Origin of the sequence: Paenirhodobacter populi (assembly GCF_004022215.1) — a bacterium.
Classification (GTDB): Bacteria; Pseudomonadota; Alphaproteobacteria; order Rhodobacterales; family Rhodobacteraceae; genus Rhodobacter; species Rhodobacter populi.
In genome coordinates this window covers 38,641-56,564 of the sequence record NZ_SAUZ01000002.1, presented here as the reverse complement: position 1 = coordinate 56,564, position 17,924 = coordinate 38,641, and the positions used below count along the sequence as shown (strand labels likewise).

17 protein-coding genes are annotated in these 17,924 nt (G+C 67.3%); 2 read left to right on the top strand and 15 right to left on the bottom strand.

The window, feature by feature from the left end; genetic code table 11:
- Positions 1 to 141: 141 nt before the first annotated feature.
- Together D2T30_RS01965 and D2T30_RS01960 are read left to right on the top strand one after the other, a co-directional pair.
- On the top strand, positions 142 to 1,878 hold the full coding sequence (locus D2T30_RS01965) for a serine protease (protein ID WP_164884182.1): 1,737 nt from the start codon (positions 142 to 144) through the stop codon (positions 1,876 to 1,878).
- A 128-nt stretch (positions 1,879 to 2,006) separates the two neighbouring features.
- Positions 2,007 to 5,441: a pyruvate carboxylase gene (locus tag D2T30_RS01960; protein WP_128207422.1), complete on the top strand. Its 3,435-nt coding sequence runs from the start codon at positions 2,007 to 2,009 to the stop codon at positions 5,439 to 5,441.
- 95 nt (positions 5,442 to 5,536) lie between these two features.
- Here the strand turns inward: D2T30_RS01960 and dps are convergent, their stop codons facing one another.
- The 15 genes from dps to D2T30_RS01885 form a co-directional block, all read right to left on the bottom strand.
- Positions 5,537 to 6,028: a DNA starvation/stationary phase protection protein Dps gene (gene dps, locus D2T30_RS01955; RefSeq protein WP_128181132.1), complete on the bottom strand. Its 492-nt coding sequence runs from the start codon at positions 6,026 to 6,028 to the stop codon at positions 5,537 to 5,539.
- Between the two features lie 185 nt (positions 6,029 to 6,213).
- Entirely contained in the window at positions 6,214 to 7,032 is an 819-nt protein-coding gene (gene cysE / locus D2T30_RS01950; RefSeq protein WP_128181134.1) for a serine O-acetyltransferase, read from the bottom strand.
- A 73-nt stretch (positions 7,033 to 7,105) separates the two neighbouring features.
- Entirely contained in the window at positions 7,106 to 11,032 is a 3,927-nt protein-coding gene (locus tag D2T30_RS01945; protein WP_128207421.1) for a baseplate multidomain protein megatron, read from the bottom strand.
- A 2-nt stretch (positions 11,033 to 11,034) separates the two neighbouring features.
- Positions 11,035 to 11,493, bottom strand: coding sequence for an NlpC/P60 family protein (locus D2T30_RS01940; protein ID WP_241651170.1), 459 nt, complete (start codon positions 11,491 to 11,493; stop codon positions 11,035 to 11,037).
- Entirely contained in the window at positions 11,490 to 12,383 is an 894-nt protein-coding gene (locus D2T30_RS01935; protein ID WP_128181138.1) for a DUF2163 domain-containing protein, read from the bottom strand. The genes D2T30_RS01940 and D2T30_RS01935 overlap by 4 nt, the downstream gene beginning before the upstream one ends.
- On the bottom strand, positions 12,380 to 13,012 hold the full coding sequence (locus D2T30_RS01930) for a DUF2460 domain-containing protein (RefSeq protein WP_128207420.1): 633 nt from the start codon (positions 13,010 to 13,012) through the stop codon (positions 12,380 to 12,382). Before D2T30_RS01930 ends, D2T30_RS01935 begins: the two co-directional genes overlap by 4 nt.
- A gap of 9 nt (positions 13,013 to 13,021) precedes the next feature.
- A complete protein-coding gene (locus tag D2T30_RS01925; protein WP_128207419.1) occupies positions 13,022 to 13,681 on the bottom strand; it encodes a phage tail tape measure protein in 660 nt (219 codons plus the stop codon).
- Between the two features lie 4 nt (positions 13,682 to 13,685).
- Positions 13,686 to 13,895, bottom strand: a complete 210-nt coding sequence (locus tag D2T30_RS01920; protein WP_128207418.1) for a rcc01693 family protein — start codon at positions 13,893 to 13,895, stop codon at positions 13,686 to 13,688.
- The gene (locus tag D2T30_RS01915) at positions 13,892 to 14,209 is read right to left on the bottom strand and encodes a gene transfer agent family protein (RefSeq protein WP_128207417.1); all 318 of its coding nucleotides are present in this window, start codon (positions 14,207 to 14,209) and stop codon (positions 13,892 to 13,894) included. The genes D2T30_RS01920 and D2T30_RS01915 overlap by 4 nt, the downstream gene beginning before the upstream one ends.
- Positions 14,209 to 14,622: a phage major tail protein, TP901-1 family gene (locus D2T30_RS01910; protein WP_128181148.1), complete on the bottom strand. Its 414-nt coding sequence runs from the start codon at positions 14,620 to 14,622 to the stop codon at positions 14,209 to 14,211. The genes D2T30_RS01915 and D2T30_RS01910 overlap by 1 nt, the downstream gene beginning before the upstream one ends.
- Before the next feature lie 55 nt (positions 14,623 to 14,677).
- Complete coding sequence (locus D2T30_RS01905; protein ID WP_128207416.1) at positions 14,678 to 15,100, bottom strand: DUF3168 domain-containing protein; 423 nt, start codon at positions 15,098 to 15,100, stop codon at positions 14,678 to 14,680.
- Positions 15,097 to 15,435, bottom strand: coding sequence for a head-tail adaptor protein (locus D2T30_RS01900; protein WP_128207415.1), 339 nt, complete (start codon positions 15,433 to 15,435; stop codon positions 15,097 to 15,099). Before D2T30_RS01900 ends, D2T30_RS01905 begins: the two co-directional genes overlap by 4 nt.
- Positions 15,432 to 16,025, bottom strand: coding sequence for a head-tail connector protein (locus D2T30_RS01895; RefSeq protein WP_128207414.1), 594 nt, complete (start codon positions 16,023 to 16,025; stop codon positions 15,432 to 15,434). Before D2T30_RS01895 ends, D2T30_RS01900 begins: the two co-directional genes overlap by 4 nt.
- A gap of 138 nt (positions 16,026 to 16,163) precedes the next feature.
- Positions 16,164 to 17,339: a phage major capsid protein gene (locus D2T30_RS01890; RefSeq protein WP_128207413.1), complete on the bottom strand. Its 1,176-nt coding sequence runs from the start codon at positions 17,337 to 17,339 to the stop codon at positions 16,164 to 16,166.
- Positions 17,336 to 17,920, bottom strand: coding sequence for an HK97 family phage prohead protease (locus tag D2T30_RS01885; protein ID WP_380727857.1), 585 nt, complete (start codon positions 17,918 to 17,920; stop codon positions 17,336 to 17,338). The genes D2T30_RS01890 and D2T30_RS01885 overlap by 4 nt, the downstream gene beginning before the upstream one ends.
- Between the last annotated feature and the right edge of the window lie 4 nt (positions 17,921 to 17,924).

Sequence of the window (17,924 nt, the reverse complement as noted above, 5' to 3'; positions counted from 1 at the left end):
GGGGGGCGCGGGGGTCAACGGGCCTTGACCCTCCGCACCGTCAGAAGCCACCGGAATTCGGGGCTTTAATTCGGCGCTTTTCGGATGACGCCACCACGGGGCCTGCTAACCTGTCCGCCAAAGGGCAGGAGGACGAAGCAGATGGCGGGCATTCGGCGGACGGTCGGCCGCATTCTGGCGGGCGTGGCGGCGGGGATGATCTGGACGGGGTCGGTCTGGGCCGAGCCGACATGGATCCAGATCGAGGCGAAGCCCGACCTGCCGCGCGCCGCCGACCGGGCGCGGGACTGGGCGGAGGGGTTCTCCGATCTGGGCGGCTTCCGGATGCGCACCGGCTGGTATGCGCTGGCGCTCGGCCCCTTCGCGGACCCCGCCGAGGCGCAGGCACGGCTGGACGCGTTGCGCGCGGCAGGACTGATTCCCGAGGACAGCTATCTGGCCGATCAGGCGGGCTATCGGGAACAGTTCTGGCCCGCGCCGGAGGAGCCCCCCCAACCGCTGGAAACCGCCTCCCCGGCGGCGCCGGTGGTCCCGCAGGGCAGCGTCCCCGCGGAAACGCTCGCCGAATCGCAGGCGGCGGAGGCACGGATGGGCCGCTCTGCGCGGATGGAGCTGCAATCGGCGCTGCAATGGCTGGGCTTCTATGACGGCGCGATCGACGGGGCCTATGGGCCGGGGACGCGCGCCGCGATCGCCCGTTGGCAAAACGCGCAGGGGGCACCGGCGACGGGGGTATTCTCGGCCGCGCAGCGCGACGATCTGCTGGCGCGGGTCACGACGGAGCGTGCCGCGCTCGGCCTGCAAACCATCGTGGACGACAAGGCCGGGATCAGCATCGACCTGCCGATGACGCAGGTGCATTTCGACCGTTACGACCCGCCCTTCGCCTTTTACACCGGCCCGGATGTCACGGTGCTGCTGATCTCGCGCACCGGCGACCGGGCGGCGCTGGCCGGGCTTTACGACACGCTGCAAAGTCTGTCGCTGATGCCGGTGACGGGGGAGCGGAAGCTCGACCGCGACGGTTTCACGCTGGAGGGCGCGGATGACCACCGCCACGCCCATGCGCAGGCGGGCCTGTCGGGCGGGCTGATCAAGGGCTTTCTGATTTCCTATCCCGCCAGCGCCGAGGCGCAGATGGGCCGCACGCTGGCCGCGATGAAGGCGAGCTTCCGGCCCGTCGGGTCCGCGGCGCTGGACCCCGCGCTCGGCCCGGCGCTGTCCGTCGGGCGGGAAGATCTGACGCGCGGCACCCTGCCCGCGCCCGCGCATCCGGCGCAATCGGGATTCTATATCGACGCTTCGGGCGCGGTGCTGACCGCCGCCGCCGGGATCGCGCAGTGCGAAACCCCGCTGATCGAGGATCTGCCCGCGAAGATCACCTTCCGCGACCCGGATCTGGGCATCGCGGTGCTGACCCCGGAACAGGCGCATGTGCCGCCCGGCATCGCCGCGCTGCGCGCGCCCCTGCCCGCCCCCGGCGGCAAGATCGCGCTGGCCGGCTTTTCCTATCCCGAGGCGATGACCGCGCCGGTCGTCACCCTCGGCACGCTCAGCGCGGCGAGCGGGATCGACGGCCAGCCGCAGAACGCCCGGCTTTCTGTGCGGATGCTGCCCGGCGACGCGGGCGGGCCGGTGCTGGATGCGGCGGGCGCGGTGCTGGGCATGGCCCTGCCCGCCACCCCCGACCGGATCCTGCCCGAGGGACTGGGCGAGGCGGTGCAGGCGAAACCCGTGGCCGAGGCGCTGCGGGCCCGCGGCCTCAGCCCGGCCGCCTCCCCCGCGCAGGCGGCGGATCTTGCGCCCGCCGAACTCGCCCGCCGGGCGGCGGCGATCACCGTGCGCGTCGGTTGCGCTGAATCGCGGCAACCCGGCTGATTTCGCCGCCTGCAACGGACTGCAATGGCCCTGCAACAGAAATTGCATAGCCTTGTTCATTTCTATCTTGCGCTGCAACGCGGCATAGATAAGGCTCCATACATTGACCGAGGGAGAGGGTTCAGGAAATGTTCAGCAAAATTCTAATCGCCAATCGCGGGGAAATCGCCATCCGGGTGATGCGCGCGGCGAACGAATTGGGCAAGAAAACCGTTGCGGTCTATGCTGAGGAGGACAAGCTTTCCCTGCACCGTTTCAAGGCGGATGAGGCCTACCGGATCGGCGCGGGGCTGAGCCCCGTCGGCGCCTATCTGAGCATTCCGGAAATCATTCGGGTCGCGAAAGAATCGGGCGCGGATGCGATTCACCCGGGCTATGGCCTGCTGTCGGAAAACCCCGATTTCGTCGAGGCTTGCGACGCCGCCGGAATCACCTTCATCGGGCCGAAGGCCGCGACGATGCGGGCATTGGGCGACAAGGCCTCGGCCCGCCGGGTGGCGATCGAGGCGGGCGTGCCGGTGATTCCCGCGACCGAGGTTCTGGGCGAGGATTTCGACGCGATCCGCAAGGAGGCCGCCGAGGTCGGCTATCCGCTGATGCTCAAGGCGTCCTGGGGCGGCGGCGGACGCGGCATGCGCCCGATTCTCGGCCCCGACGAGCTTGAGGCCAAGGTGCGCGAAGGCCGGCGCGAGGCTGAGGCCGCCTTCGGCAATGGCGAGGGTTATCTGGAAAAGATGATCATCCGCGCCCGGCATGTCGAGGTGCAGATCCTTGGCGACAAATACGGCCACATTTACCACCTCTACGAACGCGACTGCACCGTGCAGCGGCGCAACCAGAAGGTCGTCGAACGCGCCCCCGCCCCCTACCTGACCGACGAACAGCGTGCCGAAGTCTGCGAGATGGGCCGCCGCATCTGCGCCCATGTGAACTACGAATGCGCGGGCACCGTCGAATTCCTGATGGATATGGACACGGGCAAGTTCTACTTCATCGAGGTGAACCCCCGCGTGCAGGTCGAACATACGGTCACCGAAGAGGTCACCGGCATCGACATCGTGCAGGCGCAGATCAAGATCGCCGAGGGCGCGACCTTGGCCGAAGCGACCGGCGCCGCCAGCCAGGCGGATGTGCATCTGTCGGGCCATGCGCTCCAATGCCGGGTGACGACCGAGGATCCGCAGAACAACTTCATCCCCGACTACGGCCGGATCACCGCCTATCGCACCGCGACCGGCATGGGCATCCGTCTGGATGGCGGCACGGCCTATGCGGGCGGCGTCGTCACGCGCTACTATGATTCCCTGCTGGTGAAGGTCACCGCCTGGGCGCAGACGCCCGATCAGGCGATCCACCGGATGGACCGCGCCCTGCGCGAATTCCGAATCCGAGGCGTCAGCACCAATATCGAATTCGTCGTCAACCTGCTCAAGCATCCGACCTTCCTGGACATGAGCTATACGACGAAGTTCATCGACACGACGCCGGATCTGTTCAAATTCGCCCGCCGCGCCGACCGCGCGACCAAGATCCTGACCTATATCGCGGATATCTCGGTCAACGGTCATCCCGAAACCACGGGGCGCGCCAAGCCTCCGGCGGATGCGAAGCCGCCGCAACTGCCGCCGCTCAAGGGCGAGGTGAAGCCCGGCACGCGGCAGTTGCTGGACGAAAAAGGCCCTAAAGCCGTCGCCGACTGGATGAAGGCGCAGAAGAAACTGCTGATCACCGACACGACGATGCGCGACGGGCATCAGTCGTTGCTGGCGACGCGGATGCGCTCGATCGACATGGTCAAGGCGGCGCCGGTCTATGCGGCCAATCTGGGGGATCTGTTCTCGGTCGAATGCTGGGGCGGCGCGACCTTCGACGTGGCCTATCGCTTCTTGCAGGAATGCCCGTGGAACCGGCTGCACCAGATCCGCGAAAAGATGCCCAACATCATGACGCAGATGCTGCTGCGCGCCTCGAACGGGGTGGGCTACACCAACTATCCCGACAACGTGGTGACCTATTTCGTCGATCGTGCGGCGAAATCCGGGGTCGACGTGTTCCGCGTCTTCGACAGCCTGAACTGGGTCGAGAACATGCGCGTCGCGATGGATGCGGTGATCGCCTCGGGCAAGATCTGCGAAGGCACGATCTGTTACACCGGCGACATCCTGAACCCCGACCGGGCGAAATACGACCTGAAATACTATGTCGGAATGGCGAAGGAGCTGGAGGCCGCGGGCGCCCATGTCCTTGGCCTGAAGGACATGGCGGGGCTGTTGAAGCCCGCCTCGGCCAGGGTGCTGATCAAGGCGCTGAAGGAAGAGGTCGACCTGCCGATCCACTTCCACACGCATGACACCTCGGGGATTTCCGGGGCCTCGATCCTCGCCGCCGCCGAAGCGGGGGTGGATGCGGTCGATGCGTCCATGGATGCCTTCTCGGGCGGCACGTCGCAGCCCTGCCTCGGGTCTATCGTCGAGGCGCTTGCCCATACCGACCGCGACACCGGGCTCGACATCGGCACGATCCGGCGGATCTCGAACTACTGGGAAGCGGTGCGGACGCAATACGCGGCCTTCGAAAGCGGCCTTCAGGCCCCGGCCTCCGAGGTCTATCTGCACGAAATGCCCGGCGGCCAGTTCACCAACCTCAAGGCGCAGGCGCGCTCCCTCGGGCTTGAGGAACGCTGGCACGAGGTCGCGCAGGCCTATGCCGATGCGAACCAGATTTTCGGGGATATCGTCAAGGTCACGCCTTCGTCCAAGGTGGTGGGCGACATGGCGCTGATGATGGTGGCGCAGAACCTGACCAAGGAGGACGTGCTCGACCCGGCAAAGGACGTCTCCTTCCCGGATTCGGTCGCCGACATGCTCAAGGGCAATCTCGGCCAGCCTCCGGGCGGCTGGCCCGAGGGCATCACCGCCAAGGTGCTGAAGGGTGAGCAGCCCTCGACCGAGCGGCCCGGCAAGCACCTGCCCGCCGTCGATCTGGATGCCACGCGGCAAAAGCTGCGTGAAGAGCTTGAAGGATACGAGGTCTCGGACGAGGAGCTGGCCTCCTATCTCATGTATCCGAAGGTCTTCCTCGACTACATGGGGCGGCACCGCACCTATGGCCCGGTGCGGACCCTGCCCACGCCGGTCTTCTTCTATGGCATGACCCAGGGGGATGAGATCTCGGTCGAGATCGATCCCGGCAAGACGCTGGAAATCCGGTTCCAGACCAAGTCGGAAACCGACGACAACGGCGAGGTGAAGGTCTTCTTTGAACTGAACGGCCAGCCGCGTTCCGCCCGCGTGCCGAACCGCGCGGCGAAATCGGCGGTCAAGGCGCGGCCGAAGGCGGATCCCGCCGACCCCGGCCAGATCGGCGCACCGATGCCCGGTTCGGTCGCCTCGGTGGCGGTCACGGTCGGTCAGTCGGTGAAGCCGGGCGATCTGCTGCTGACGATCGAGGCGATGAAGATGGAGACGGGTTTGCAGGCCGACAAGGCCGGCACGATCAAGGCGCTCCACGTCGCGCCCGGCGCGCAGATCGACGCCAAGGATCTGCTGGTCGAGATCGCCTGAAACACGGGGCGAGGCACGAAACCTCGCCCGCCACATGAAAAAACCCGGCGGGAACATCCCGCCGGGTTTTGCAATTCACAGGCGATCCCGCCGGATCATTCCTGAATATGTGCCTCGAGGAACCACAGCGCCTTGTCCACCGCCCGCGAGGCGGCGGTGAAAATATCGGCCGCATCGGCATCGCCCGCTTCATCGGAATCGTCGATCGACTTGCGCAGCAGGTTCGCCACCGCGCCATAGCGATCGATCAGCGCATCCAGATGATCGCGGATCGCATAGATATCGGTGGGATAGGGCTTCAGCTCCGTGGTTTCCGCGACGGTCTGCGCGGTGCCATAGGCCGTTCCCCCCAACTGGATGGCGCGTTCCGCGATCGTATCGGCATGTTCGTCGATCATCGCGCGGAAATCGTCCAGCATCTCGTGAATGGCGATGAACTGGATCCCCTTGAGGTTCCAATGCGCCTGCTTGGTCACAAGCGCGAGGTCGATCATCGCCGTAAGGTTCTTGTTCAGCAATGCGATCACCGTGGCCTTCGCATTGGAAGGCACATCGTTCTTGGTCGCATGGGTGGTCTTGGAGGCCATTGAATCGCTCCTTCATTCCGGCTCGCAGACAGCGCGTCGCCCGAGGCGGAGCATATCCCCGCATGGCGGCGCATGTCGATCGTCAAACGCGGTCGCAGGCAGAAGGTTCCCTCTCCCCACCGCAGGCAACCCCGCCTGACGGCTCGCAATTCCGGTTCGCCCACCCCATCGGCGGGCGGCGGAAATCACTCGCCGCCGGCACAGTTCTTGAGACGATGGTCCATCTTGACCGAGGGCTGATCGCATCCCGCCTCCCCCACGATCTTCGCGGGCACGCCGGCCACGGTCTTGCACGGGGGCACATCGCTCAGCACCACCGACCCCGCGGCGATCCGGCTGTTGTTGCCGACCTTGATATTGCCAAGCACCTTTGCCCCGGCCCCGATCAGGACGCCATCGCCGATCTTCGGATGGCGGTCCTGTTCTTCCTTGCCGGTGCCGCCAAGCGTCACCGAATGCAGCATCGAGACATTGTCCCCGACCACCGCGGTTTCCCCGATGACGATGGAATGGGCATGGTCGATCATCACCGCCTTGCCGATCTTCGCCGCCGGATGGATATCGACGCCGAACATCTCCGAGGTGCGCATCTGCACGAAATAGGCCATGTCGCGCCGCCCCCGCTGCCAGAGCCAATGCGCGATGCGATAGGCCTGTAACGCCTGATAGCCCTTGAAGAACAGGATCGGCTGCAGGAACCGATGGCAGGCCGGATCGCGTTCAAAGACCGCGACCAGATCCGCCCGCGCCGCGACACCCAGTTCCGCCGTGGAGCCATAGGCCTCGTCGGCGATCTCGCGCAGGATCTGCTCACTCATCTCGCCCGAGGCCAGCTTGAGCGAAAAGCGATAGGCCAGCGCCCTTTCCATCGTCGCATGGTGCAGCAGCCCCGCGTGGATCAGCGCCCCCAGCAAAGGTTCATCGCGCACGGCCTCGACCGCCTCGGCACAGATCCGGCCCCAGACGGGATCAACGGCTGCAATCTTGGGGCGCATCTCGGCCATGGCGGTTCTCCTGAATTTTGGCGGCCAAACTAGCACAGGACGCGGCAGGCGACCAGTGCCCGCACGGGCCGGATCATTCCGAAGCCTGCCAGCGTGCGGCAGGCCCCACCCCGAATGCGTCCGAGATCTGCGCCACCTCCACCCGATACGCGCCGCCCACCCCATCGGCCAGACGCGCCGTGGTGGAATACAGCCAGACCGGCTCCGTCACCACCACCTCGCGGCGGATCACCCCATCCGTCAGGACACGCACCAGATAGGCCTCCCGCGTTTCGCCAAGGGGAACGTCATAGCCCTCCCAGCTGTCCCCATCGATCCGCGTCCGCCGTGTCCAGCGAAACCGCACGCCTTCCCCGACAGTCTCGCCCCGCAGATGGCACGGGCTCAGCGGGCGCTGGCCGATGCCGAAGAAAGCCTCTTCACGATGCACATAGGACGGATCGTCATAGCCTTGCAGCGCCGGCCCGATGCGGTAATGCCGCATCAGCCCCCTTGCCGAAGCGGGCAGCGAGATCTGCCGCAAGGCGGCATCGACCACCACCACCCGGCTTCCCTCCGGCCAGACATCCGGCATGATCCCGTCCGTGCCAAGCTGCCCGCGCAGACGCATCGTCAGCTCCCATTCCCCCGGCGCGACCGGCGTGGCCCCGGCGAACTGGAACAATTCCCAATCCGAATTTCCAAGCCCGTCGCCGATCGCCATCAGATTGTCGCCCGAAAACAGCTGCAAGGGCGAGACCGAGGCCAGAGACCCCCAATCCATCCGCACCCGCAACGGCGCTCCGCGATCCCACACGCCCGCCTGCGCCCGGTGCAGCGGCGACAGCGTTACCCCCATCGCGGCGCGCGTGTCGATCACCTGATCGAGCGCATAGCCCGCATCCTCGACCGCGGCATAGACCGCCACCGATCCCGGCCACGGCGTCGCATTGACCGCCAGATGCGGGGCGACCGGGTCCTCCTCCCCGGTCATCAGCGGCAGGTCGAGGAAGACCGTCGTCACCGGCACCGGCGCGGCGAAGGGCCGCCCGATCACCCGAACGTCCGCCTCGTCCGAGGCTTCGTAAACCCCGGCCTCGACCCGCACCGCCTCAATGCTCACGGCTTCCGCGCGCTCCACCCGGTCGATCCGGTAATGGCGATGACCCTCCTCCGCATCGAGCGTGACCACATCCCCCGCGCCCAGATGCCCCCGCGAGGGCGGCAATACGAAACGCGCCGTGTCCCGCGCCACGCGCGCCTCGGCCAGCCAGCGTTCCGCCGTGCCCTGCGCCAACGCGCGCGTCAGCGCCACCGGGATCTCGGATCCGGTGATGCCTCCGGCCTCCTCGTCGGGGAAGACCGCCTCGACCGAAGCCGTCTCGAAATCCCCGTCCGCCTCGACATAAGTGAATCGCACCCGCCCCGAGCTTTCGGCCTCGGGCGCCCGGATGGTCTCGACCGCGCCGTCATTTTCGCCCAGCGCCATATCCTCCGCCGTCAGCCGCGCCACGGGCAACCCGTCCCGCATGCGGAAAGCCAGCGTCCCGTCGCGCTCGACCGCTTCCATCCCATAGGCGAGGCACAGCGATTGCAGCGCGGCCCGCCCGCTCTGTCCCCCTTCCATGACAAAGCCCCGCACGACGCCATGGACCGCGCGCGTATCGACATCCCTCACTCCGGACCGATGGCAGATCTCGGCCACCACGCAATCCAGCGGCTGCGACACCGCCCGGCCGGAAATCCAGTGTCCGCGCGCGTAATTGTCGCTGTCCGCCCACAGATCCGAGCGTTGCGGAAACTGCGGATAGGGCCGCGCGTCCCAGGCCCAGACATGCGCCCGTCCCATGTCGATCATCGGACCGCCGTAGACCGGCGATACCGGATTGCGCGCGGGATCCTCCCAGTATGACAGCATCGCACGCAGATATTGCATCTGGATCAGCTCGTCCCGCCGGCCGTTGGAATAATAGGGCAGCGCGGATTCAGAGCTTTTGGGATCATGGAACTTGTTCGGCTGGTTCGTCCCCTTGTCGACCGCCGCACAGCCAAGCTCGGTGAACCAGATGGGCTTTGATTGCGGCACCCATTCCGTCGGGTCCGGATCGCGCACACCCCCTACCCGCTGATAATGGAAATTCGTCCACCAGTTGCGAATGTCCTTGTAGCGCCAGAGCCACGGCTCCCCCTCGCCATCGGTGATCGGTGTCCGGATCTGCGCATCCCGATGCTCGGGATGCGCGTAATACCAGTCGAAGCCCTCCCCGGCCTCGATATTCGCCTTCAGATAATCGGGGTTGTAGATCGAGCGCCATCCCGCATCCAGATGCCCGATCCCGTCGCGCCAGTCCGACAGCGGCATGTAATTGTCGATGCCGATGAAGTCGATCTCGGGATCGGCCCAGAGCGGATCGAGGTGGAAGAAGCACTCCCCATCTCCCGGATGATAGCCGAAATATTCCGACCAGTCGGCCGCATAGCCGATCTTGCAGTCCGGGCCGAGGATCTCGCGCACATCCCGTGCCAGCGCGCGCAACGCGGCGACCGCCGGAAAGCTGTTCCCCGGTCCCCGTATCTGCGTCAGCGCGACCATCTCGGTGCCGATACAGAAGGCATCGACCCCACCCGCCAGTGCGCACAGATGCGCGTAATGCAGGATGAAGCGCCGCATCGACCATTCCTGCGGCCCGGCGTAATCGACGGTATCGGTCCGGACATGATAATCCCCCGGCACGGCCGCGCCAAAGAACGCCGCCACCTCGGCCTCGGCAGCGGCAGTGCCATCCGGGCTATCGTCGCGCCCCGGCGCCGCGGACAGGGTGATCCGCCCCCGCCAAGGCAAGGGGGCCTGCCCCACCGCCCCGCTCCAGGGATCTGGCAAGGTATTGCCCGCCATCTGCTCCATCAGGATGAACGGATAGAAGGTCACCGCCTTCCCCGCCTCCCGCAAGGCACGGATCGCCTCGATGACCGAGGCATCCGCCGGCGTTCCCCCATAGACCGCCCCACCGTCCAGCTGCGGAAGTTGCAACGCCGTCTGCCGCGTCAGCCCCGAGACCCGCCACGGCATGTTGCTGCCATCCGCGGTCTTTTCCGAAACCTCGGGCCGGATCAGGCATTCCCCGCAACGCAGATCGGTCCCGAACCACGACACGACAAGCGAAACCGAGCCGCAGGCGGGCAGTTCCTCGTCCAGCGCCTGCACCGACTGGCTGAAATCGGTGATCCCGCCCGGCGCGTTCTCATTCACCGCGACCGTCTGGCCATCCGCGCCCGGCTGATAGACCCGCGTCGTCGCAAGGGAATATTCCCCCGTCCCCGGGATCATCGACACGCCCCGAACGGCGCGGGTCAGGTCCGGCAATGCGGGCAGCCCCGCGCCGCCCGACGCCCGCATCACCTCGAACGAAAAGATCGGCACGCGATTGCCGAAGGGCGCAAGCTGCAGATCCTCGATGACCACATAGGCGATGCCGCGATAGGCCGGTGCCTCCTCGGCCCCCTCCACCGCGGCGATCTTCGGGTCGGGCAACTGATCCTCGGATCCGCGATAGACCCGCATGTTCAGGGTCGAGCGGTCGACCTCCGTCCCATCCGCCCAGATCCGCCCGACGCGCAGGATCTCCCCCTCGCACAGCGCGATCGCCAGACTGACGGAATAGCTGTAGCTCGTCGTCGTGACGCTGCCGCCAGACCGGCTCGACCCCTTGCCGCCCGAGGACTGCTTCGTCGTCACCGCGCTCTCGAAAAAGCGCGTCGCCCAGATCACCTGCCCGGCAACCCGCATCCGCCCCCAAAGGATGCCAACCGCCTCGCCCTCGGCGGCGCTGGTCATGCGCAGCCGCTCGACCCGCCCGGTCTCCACGCTCTGCGAGCCCGAGCCAAGCAGCCGCTGGTCGATCGCATGACCGACGACGGCGCCTGCCGCCCGGCCGATCACCGCGCCCGAAAGCCCAAGGATCGTGCCGCCGAACCCGGCCCCGATCGCGCCGCCTGCCGCGGAAAGAAGGATCGTCGCCATGGTCAGGCTCCTGCGGGAAAGGTGAAGCGCGCCACGATGCGGCGCTGCCATGGTGTGGAAAGCGGGCTCTCGATCACGCCATGCCCGGTATAGGCATGGATGAAGCTTTTACGGCCCGGCGCCGGCTCCGCCGAAATGCCCAGATGTTTGGCGATGGATCCCGCACGCATCCGGAACAACAGCACCTGTCCCGGGGCAGGCACGCCGTCCGGGGCGCGCAGCAGATGCCGCTCCGCCGCCTGCCAGAGACGCTCCTGCCGCGCGGGTTCCGCCCAGTCGGCGGTATAGGGCGGCACGGCCTCCGGTTCTTCGCCGTAAAGCGCGCGCCAGATGCCGCGCAGCAGCCCAAGACAATCCGTCCCCACCCCCCGGACCGAGGCCTGATGCAGATAGGGCGTCCCGATCCATTGCCGCGCGATGCCAACCGCGCGCAGCCCGATGCCGTTGTCCGTTCCGGTCACTTGAACAGGCTCCCCCCGTCGTTCGTGCCCGCCTTCACCGGGTAGGAGCTCATCCAATCCTCCCCCGGCACATGCGGAAACCCACGAAAATTCATGAAATTGTCGAACTTCAACCGGCAGGTCTCGCCCCGGCGATCGCATCCCGCCTCAAGCCGGATCACGTCGCCCGGCGCGACCTCCGCCCCCAGACGCTGCCACAGCTCGATCCGGCGCGTGCCATCCGTCTGGATGCGGTCGTTCTTCACCATGCCGATCAGCCCGACAGCGGCACCGCCCAGCACCCTGAGCCGCCCCTTCTCGAACCAGCGGTCCTCGAACCCGTCGAACGGCGCGAAACGGAACACCAGCGCATCCTCGACCGTCTCGACCACGGTTTCGCGGAAATACCCAGTGCGCGTCAGATCGAACCGGCAGGCCCCGTCCCCCAGCACCGCCGAACAACGCGGATGATAGACCCGCCCGGTCGCCTGCCCCAAAGGCTCGCTCAATCCCCGAAGCTCAACGGTAAAGGCTCCCGCGCCCCGGCTGACCTCGCCGAATGTGCCGCGAAAGATCAGCACATGCGACGTGGGCTCCGCCCAGTTCACCAGCCAGCTGCGGATCTCCGCCCCGTCATAGCGGCCCGCCAGCAGATCGGCCTCGCTGATCGCATCGGAATTCAGCGCGCCATAGCCCTCGGTATTGTCGACCGACAGCCCCGTGCCCTGCGTCAGCGCCTTGGCCGTCATGCCGCTGTCCGGCTCGAACCGGATACCCGCGAAGTCCAGCGCCCGGTCATGATCGGTAAAACCCAGCGTGACCCCGTCCTGCCGCGTCACCGCCCAGGCACGGGCAATGGTCGTGCAGCCGGTGTCCAGATGGGCCTGAAAGGCCTCCGGGTAGCCCGTCATATCCGCACCTCCACCACCGGCACCTGCGGCAGATCGCCCGCCCGGAAGGACTGCACCGAAACCTGTATCCGGTCGGTGTCGAACCGCACCGGAACGTCGAACTCGAACCCCGCCGTCACCACCGCACCCGCGCCCGGCGCGACGGCGAATGTCACCTCACCCCGCGCGGTATCCAGCGTAAAGGCGTCCCCCTCGGACTGGTGATGCCCCTGAATGCCCGTCACCACCGTGCCCGCCACGGGCTTCAGGATCGGGCGCACATAGCTGAAATCGCCCGACCGATAGGTCTTTGCCAGCGCAAAGGTCCGGGTCTGCCCGTCCCCCGTGCCGATCACCTGATCCTCGAAACCGACCTCCTGCGAGGCCGGGCAACTCTTGTAATCCGCCCAGTCCTTCCAGCGGAACCCGTGCAACTGCCCGCCGCGCGCCTCGAAAAAGGCGATCAGCCGCTCCACGTCGTCCAGCGACCGCAGCCCCACCCCCGCGTCATAGCTGCGCCGCGAATGCGCCCAGGGGCTGTTGCGTTCCTCGAACCCGTTCGTCAGCGTCACGATCTCCGTGCGCCGCTCCGGCCCGCCGACCGAGCCGAAGCTCAGATTGGCGGGAAATCGAACCTCATGAAAAGCCATGTTTCCTCCTCAGGCGTTCCGCTGTCCGCGCGACAGCGCCCGGTTCACCTGCGCGGCGATCTGGCTCTGGCTGCGCGCGAAAGCCGCGACATCGGGGGTCGAGATGTTCATCGTCACATTGACCGAACGGCCGCCTTGCGCCTGCACGCCCAGCCGCCCATCGGCCCCACGGGTCAGCGGCATGATCGCCTCCGGCCCCGCCTCGCCCATCAGGCCGGTGGCGCCGCGCATCGGAAAGGCCACCGGCGCGCTGACCACCCCGCCCGAGGCGAACGGCACCACCCGCCCCTGACTGAACGCCGAGCCATCGGCAAAGGGCAACATCCCGCTCAGCAGATTGTTGATCCCCGTCGCCATCGCCCCGCCGGCAGCCTGCTCGACCGGCCGCATGGCGATGCGATAGGCGCTGTCCGCCATCGTCTGCGATACCTGTTTCAGCGCGTCCGACAGCTTCATCCCGTCGAACACCACATCGTCGAACGCACGGCCGAGCGAGCGTCCGATCCGGTCCCCCAACTGCGCCATCTCGCGCGAGGTATAGACCATCCCCTCCCGCATCCGGGTGAGTTCGTCGTTGAACGCCCCGGCGTTCTCCCCCGCGCCGCCCAGATTGCGCTCCAGCTCCGCGGCCTGCCGGCCGAGGGTGTCGAGCCCGTCCACCTCGATCATCCGTTCATCCTTCCAAAGGTTCACCCGAGGCCGCCCGGTCCGGCCATTTCCGCGCAAGTTCCGCCAGACGCGCCCGGGACAGAGGCGGCCTCCCCGCCTCCCGCCCCAGCATCAGCGCCAGCTCGGCGGGCGTCAGCGCCCAGAAATCGCGTGGCTTCAGGCCCAGCCCATGCATCCCGGCCCGCATCAGACCGGGCCAGTCCAGCCCGCTCATTCCTGCCCCGGCACGGTAAAGGCCCGCACCAGCAACGTCGCCGCGATGCGCGCGGCTTCCAGCGGCCCGCCCCCGATCTCGGCCTGCCGCAGATCCTCCTCGCTGCCCTTCCAGCCGCCCGCCTTCAGCGCCGCGAACAGCAGCACCAGAATGTCGCGCGCCGAAAACGCCCCGCTCTCGAACCGCCGTACCAGATCCAGAACCGATCCGCCCAGTTCCGCCTCCACCTCGGCCAAGGCGCCCAGTGTCAGCCGCGCCACCCGCTTGCGGCCGTCCAGCCGGATCACGACCTCTCCCGCCATCGGATTCGCCATCACAGCGCCGTAAACGTCAGCGCCCCGGCCGAGGCCATGCTCATCTCATAGGTCGCCTCGCCGTTGTAGCTGCCCGAATATTCGATCGCGGTGATCAGGAACGGCCCCTCGACGATGCCGAAATCCGGCACGATCACCTGAAACCGCGGCATCTCACCGTCGAAAAAGATCTGCCGCGCCCGCTCGTCGGTCGAGGCATCCTTGAACACCCCCGAGCCCGAGATCGCCGCCGACCGCACCCCCGCACCCCCCAGCAGCTCGCGCCACCCCCCGGGGCTTTCGAGCGAGGTCACATCCACCGTCTCCGCATTGAAGCTGATGCGCGAGGCCCTCAGCCCCGCGATGGTCTCGAACAGGCCCGATCCGTTGAGGTCGAGCTTGATCAGAAGATCCTTGCCATTCTGCGCCGCCATGTCTTTCTCCAATGAATTGAAATCCGCCGATCAGGCCGCCGATCAGCCCCGCCGATCAGATCGTGGCGGGATCGTCCTCGACCCGCGCCCGGAACGTCAGATCGACCCGCCGCACGGCGCCCTTCTCGACCCGCCGCGCCCGCGCCTTCAGAAACCAGATCGCCACCAGCGACCCACGCGACAGCACCAGACGCGCGCCCGTCAGCGCGTCCGAGATCGCCACCGCCACCTCTTTCGCCGCCGAAAATCCCGCCTCGTCCGTCACCACCGAGACGATGAAATCATGCTGCGCGCCCCGCCCGGTCTTGTCCGAGGCATCGACCACATCCTCCGGCCCAAGCGCCACATAGGTCCCCGTGACCGTGCCAGGCGGCACCGCGTCGTAAATGTCCGCGCCCACCAGCGCCGCCACCCCGGGCGCATCCCGCAGGCATTGATAGACCGCCGCCTGCAATGCGGCCGCCGTGCCATAGCTCATGCCACCACCTCCTCGCGGGCAAAGCAGGTCAGGTAACGCTGACCCGGGTCCGCCTCGGCGACGGCAAGGATGCGAAAGATCCGGCTGCCATCGCGAAACCGTTGCTCAGGCCGCGGCCGCGCCGGCGATCCGACCGGCGCCGCCCGCACCACGATCCGGAACGGCACCGAGGCCAGCGTGACGAATTCCCCCGCCCGCTCGACCCCGGTGCCCGGCGTCACCTCGGCCCAGAGCTGCCCCAGCACCTGCCAGCTCAGCCGATGTCCACCGCCGTCATCGGGGCTGCGCGCCGCTTCCTCCAGCACCAGCAGACGGTTCAGACGCGGCACGCTCATCCCCGTCCCCCCAGCACGCGCACCGTGCGCCAGGGCTCGATCAGCGCCGCGACGCCAAAGGGCATGGCCGCCACGGCACCCGCCCCGTCATGGCGCAATTCGTAATATTGCGCCGCCAGCAGCATCACCGCCTGCGCCAGATCGGCCGGCAGATCAGACCAGAACGGGCCGAACCCGGCGGTGAAATCCACCTCGACCGCGCCGCCATCGGGAACGGCAGGCAACACACCGCCGCGCGGCGCGATCCGCGGCCGCGCCAGATCCTGCACCAGCCGGTAGCGCGCAGGCGCCACGATCTGCTCCGCATCCGCCGCGTCGATCAACCGGACCGCGCGCACCTCCGCCACCGGCGCCAGCGGCAGCGCCAGCTGCGCCCCCCGCCAGCCCGACAGCCGCAGCCGGTAATCCCGCGCCAGCAGCGCCTTGGCCGTGCGCCCCTCGATCGCCGCGATCGCCGCCCGCAGATAGGCCGCCAGCGCCACATCCTGCGCCCCGGCATCCGCGAACCCGGTGCCAAGCCGCAGATGATCGCGCAACGCACCCACCGGCAGCGCCGTCTCCGGAACGGCGGTCAGTTCTTTCAGAAACATATGTTTTCTCCGCAATATTCCCGCCAGACGCCAGCCGGCCGGATCGGGCGCGGGACCCCTTCGCCGCTCGGACGGAGGGAGCAGCTAGGCGGCGAAAACGCCCCGCGCCCGGACCGGATTCCCCGGCCTCCGCCGCCCTTACGAGGCGGCGAACTTCAGCAGCTTGATCGCCGCGAAATCGCTGACATCACCGCCCACGCGCTTGCTGGCGTAGAACAGCACATGCGGCTTGGCCGAAAAGGGATCTCGCAGGATGCGCAGATCCGGGCGCTCCGCCACCGTATACCCGGCCGAGAAATCGCCGAACGCGATGGCATAGCTGCCCGCGGCGATATCCGGCATGTCCTCGGCGATCAGCACCGGATAGCCCATCAGCCGCGCGGGCTCGCCCGCCGCCAGACCGTCCGACCACAGGAAACGGCCGTCTGCATCCTTCATCTTGCGCACCGCGCCAGCGGTCTTGGAATTCATCACGAAGCTCGCATTGGCACGGTATTCCGCGTTCAGCGCATAGACCAGATCGACGATCGCATCCGCCTGGTTCGAGGCCGCGAAATCCCCGTTCGCGCCGGTCGCGACATAGCCGAGCTTGCCCCACACCCAGGCGGCATTGGCCGCCTTTTCATGCGCAAGGAACCCCTTCGGCTTGTCGACACCATCGCCCGAGACAAAGGCCGCCGCCTCCGCACGCGCGAATTTCTCGGCGATGCGCCCCGCCAGCCAGCCCTCGATGTCAAAGGCGGAATCGTCCAGCAGCCGCTGCGACGCCTTCGGCATCGCCGCCAGCTCGAACAGCGGGATCGAGATCCGCTCGATCTGCGGCGTCGCCGTCTCGGTCAGCGCGGCGGTTTCCGTGGCCCAGCCCGAGCCCAGATCCGAACGGTCGATCAGCACGTCGAACGAGGTCGCCTCGACATTCACCACCGAGGCGATCTGCCGGATCGAGGCGGTCGAGCGCAGTACCGACCGGATCGTCTCCGAGGTCTGCGGATCGACCAGATAGCCCCCCTCGGCGGCGACGGTCGTGTTCATCGCCTTGCCTTCCAGCACCAGCCCACGCAGCCCGTCGTCATCGCCGGTGCGGACATAGGCCGCAAAGGCCTTCTGATGCGGCGCTTCTTCCGAAGCGGCGGCGGAAAGGGCGGGACGCCCGAAGGCGGTCTTGGTCTGCATCATGGTCAAACGCTCATCCTGTTGTTGAACCCGTGATTTCACTTCGTCCTGAAAGGACCTGATTTCCCTCAGAAACCCTTGAAGAGCTTCCGTCACCTCGACGGCCTCTCCATCTGCTTGCGTCGGATCGTTCCGGCTCATTTCCGCCTCGCTTTCTGAACCCCGTTTTCCGCGGATCGCAGCGCGGCCAGATCCGCCGTCGCCGCCCGCAGCGCCTGCGCAAGGGCACGCAGATCGCCGCCCTCGGATTTCGCCGCCACCCGCGCCGTGCGCTGCATCGGGAAGGTGACCAGCGACACCTCCCAAAGCTCGATCTCATGCAGCACCCGCCGCCCGGCAGCGTCCTTCGTCGCCCGCACCGCCCGGTAGCCGATCGACAAACCGTCGATCGCCCCGGCCCCGATCAGCGCCGCCGCCTCCCGCGCCCGGGCGACCTCGGGCAGCAAACGCCCCTCGACATAGAGGCCCCGCGCATCCTCCCGGATCACGTCCCACAGGCCGATCGGCTCCGTCGGATCGTGCTGCCACAGCATCTTGACCGACAGCCCCTCCGCCTTCAGCCGCGCGAGCGAGGCGGCATAGGCCCCCGGCGCCACCCGGTCGCCGCCCTGATCGGTCTCGTCGAACAGGCTCGCGTAGCCGACGATCCGGGTGCCATCCCGCACCAGCGCGCCATCCCTTGCGCAAAACTTTCGCTCAAGGCGATAATCCATTGTTTCCATGCCA

Excerpts from the sequence above, each read along its gene's own strand:
- D2T30_RS01905 (WP_128207416.1), bottom strand. The coding sequence starts at position 15,100 with ATGAGCTATGGCACGGCGGCCGCATTGCAGGCGGCGGTCTATCAATGC.
- D2T30_RS01960 (WP_128207422.1), top strand. The coding sequence starts at position 2,007 with ATGTTCAGCAAAATTCTAATCGCCAATCGCGGGGAAATCGCCATCCGG.
- D2T30_RS01910 (WP_128181148.1), bottom strand. The coding sequence starts at position 14,622 with ATGGCGGCGCAGAATGGCAAGGATCTTCTGATCAAGCTCGACCTCAAC.
- D2T30_RS01895 (WP_128207414.1), bottom strand. The coding sequence starts at position 16,025 with ATGTTTCTGAAAGAACTGACCGCCGTTCCGGAGACGGCGCTGCCGGTG.
- D2T30_RS01920 (WP_128207418.1), bottom strand. The coding sequence starts at position 13,895 with ATGAGCGGGCTGGACTGGCCCGGTCTGATGCGGGCCGGGATGCATGGG.
- D2T30_RS01890 (WP_128207413.1), bottom strand. The coding sequence starts at position 17,339 with ATGAGCCGGAACGATCCGACGCAAGCAGATGGAGAGGCCGTCGAGGTG.
- D2T30_RS01930 (WP_128207420.1), bottom strand. The coding sequence starts at position 13,012 with ATGGCTTTTCATGAGGTTCGATTTCCCGCCAATCTGAGCTTCGGCTCG.
- D2T30_RS01935 (WP_128181138.1), bottom strand. The coding sequence starts at position 12,383 with ATGACGGGCTACCCGGAGGCCTTTCAGGCCCATCTGGACACCGGCTGC.
- dps (WP_128181132.1), bottom strand. The coding sequence starts at position 6,028 with ATGGCCTCCAAGACCACCCATGCGACCAAGAACGATGTGCCTTCCAAT.
- D2T30_RS01965 (WP_164884182.1), top strand. The coding sequence starts at position 142 with ATGGCGGGCATTCGGCGGACGGTCGGCCGCATTCTGGCGGGCGTGGCG.
- D2T30_RS01945 (WP_128207421.1), bottom strand. The coding sequence starts at position 11,032 with ATGGCGACGATCCTTCTTTCCGCGGCAGGCGGCGCGATCGGGGCCGGG.
- D2T30_RS01925 (WP_128207419.1), bottom strand. The coding sequence starts at position 13,681 with ATGATCGAGGTGGACGGGCTCGACACCCTCGGCCGGCAGGCCGCGGAG.
- D2T30_RS01915 (WP_128207417.1), bottom strand. The coding sequence starts at position 14,209 with ATGGCGAATCCGATGGCGGGAGAGGTCGTGATCCGGCTGGACGGCCGC.
- cysE (WP_128181134.1), bottom strand. The coding sequence starts at position 7,032 with ATGGCCGAGATGCGCCCCAAGATTGCAGCCGTTGATCCCGTCTGGGGC.
- D2T30_RS01885 (WP_380727857.1), bottom strand. The coding sequence starts at position 17,920 with ATGGAAACAATGGATTATCGCCTTGAGCGAAAGTTTTGCGCAAGGGAT.
- D2T30_RS01900 (WP_128207415.1), bottom strand. The coding sequence starts at position 15,435 with ATGAGCGTGCCGCGTCTGAACCGTCTGCTGGTGCTGGAGGAAGCGGCG.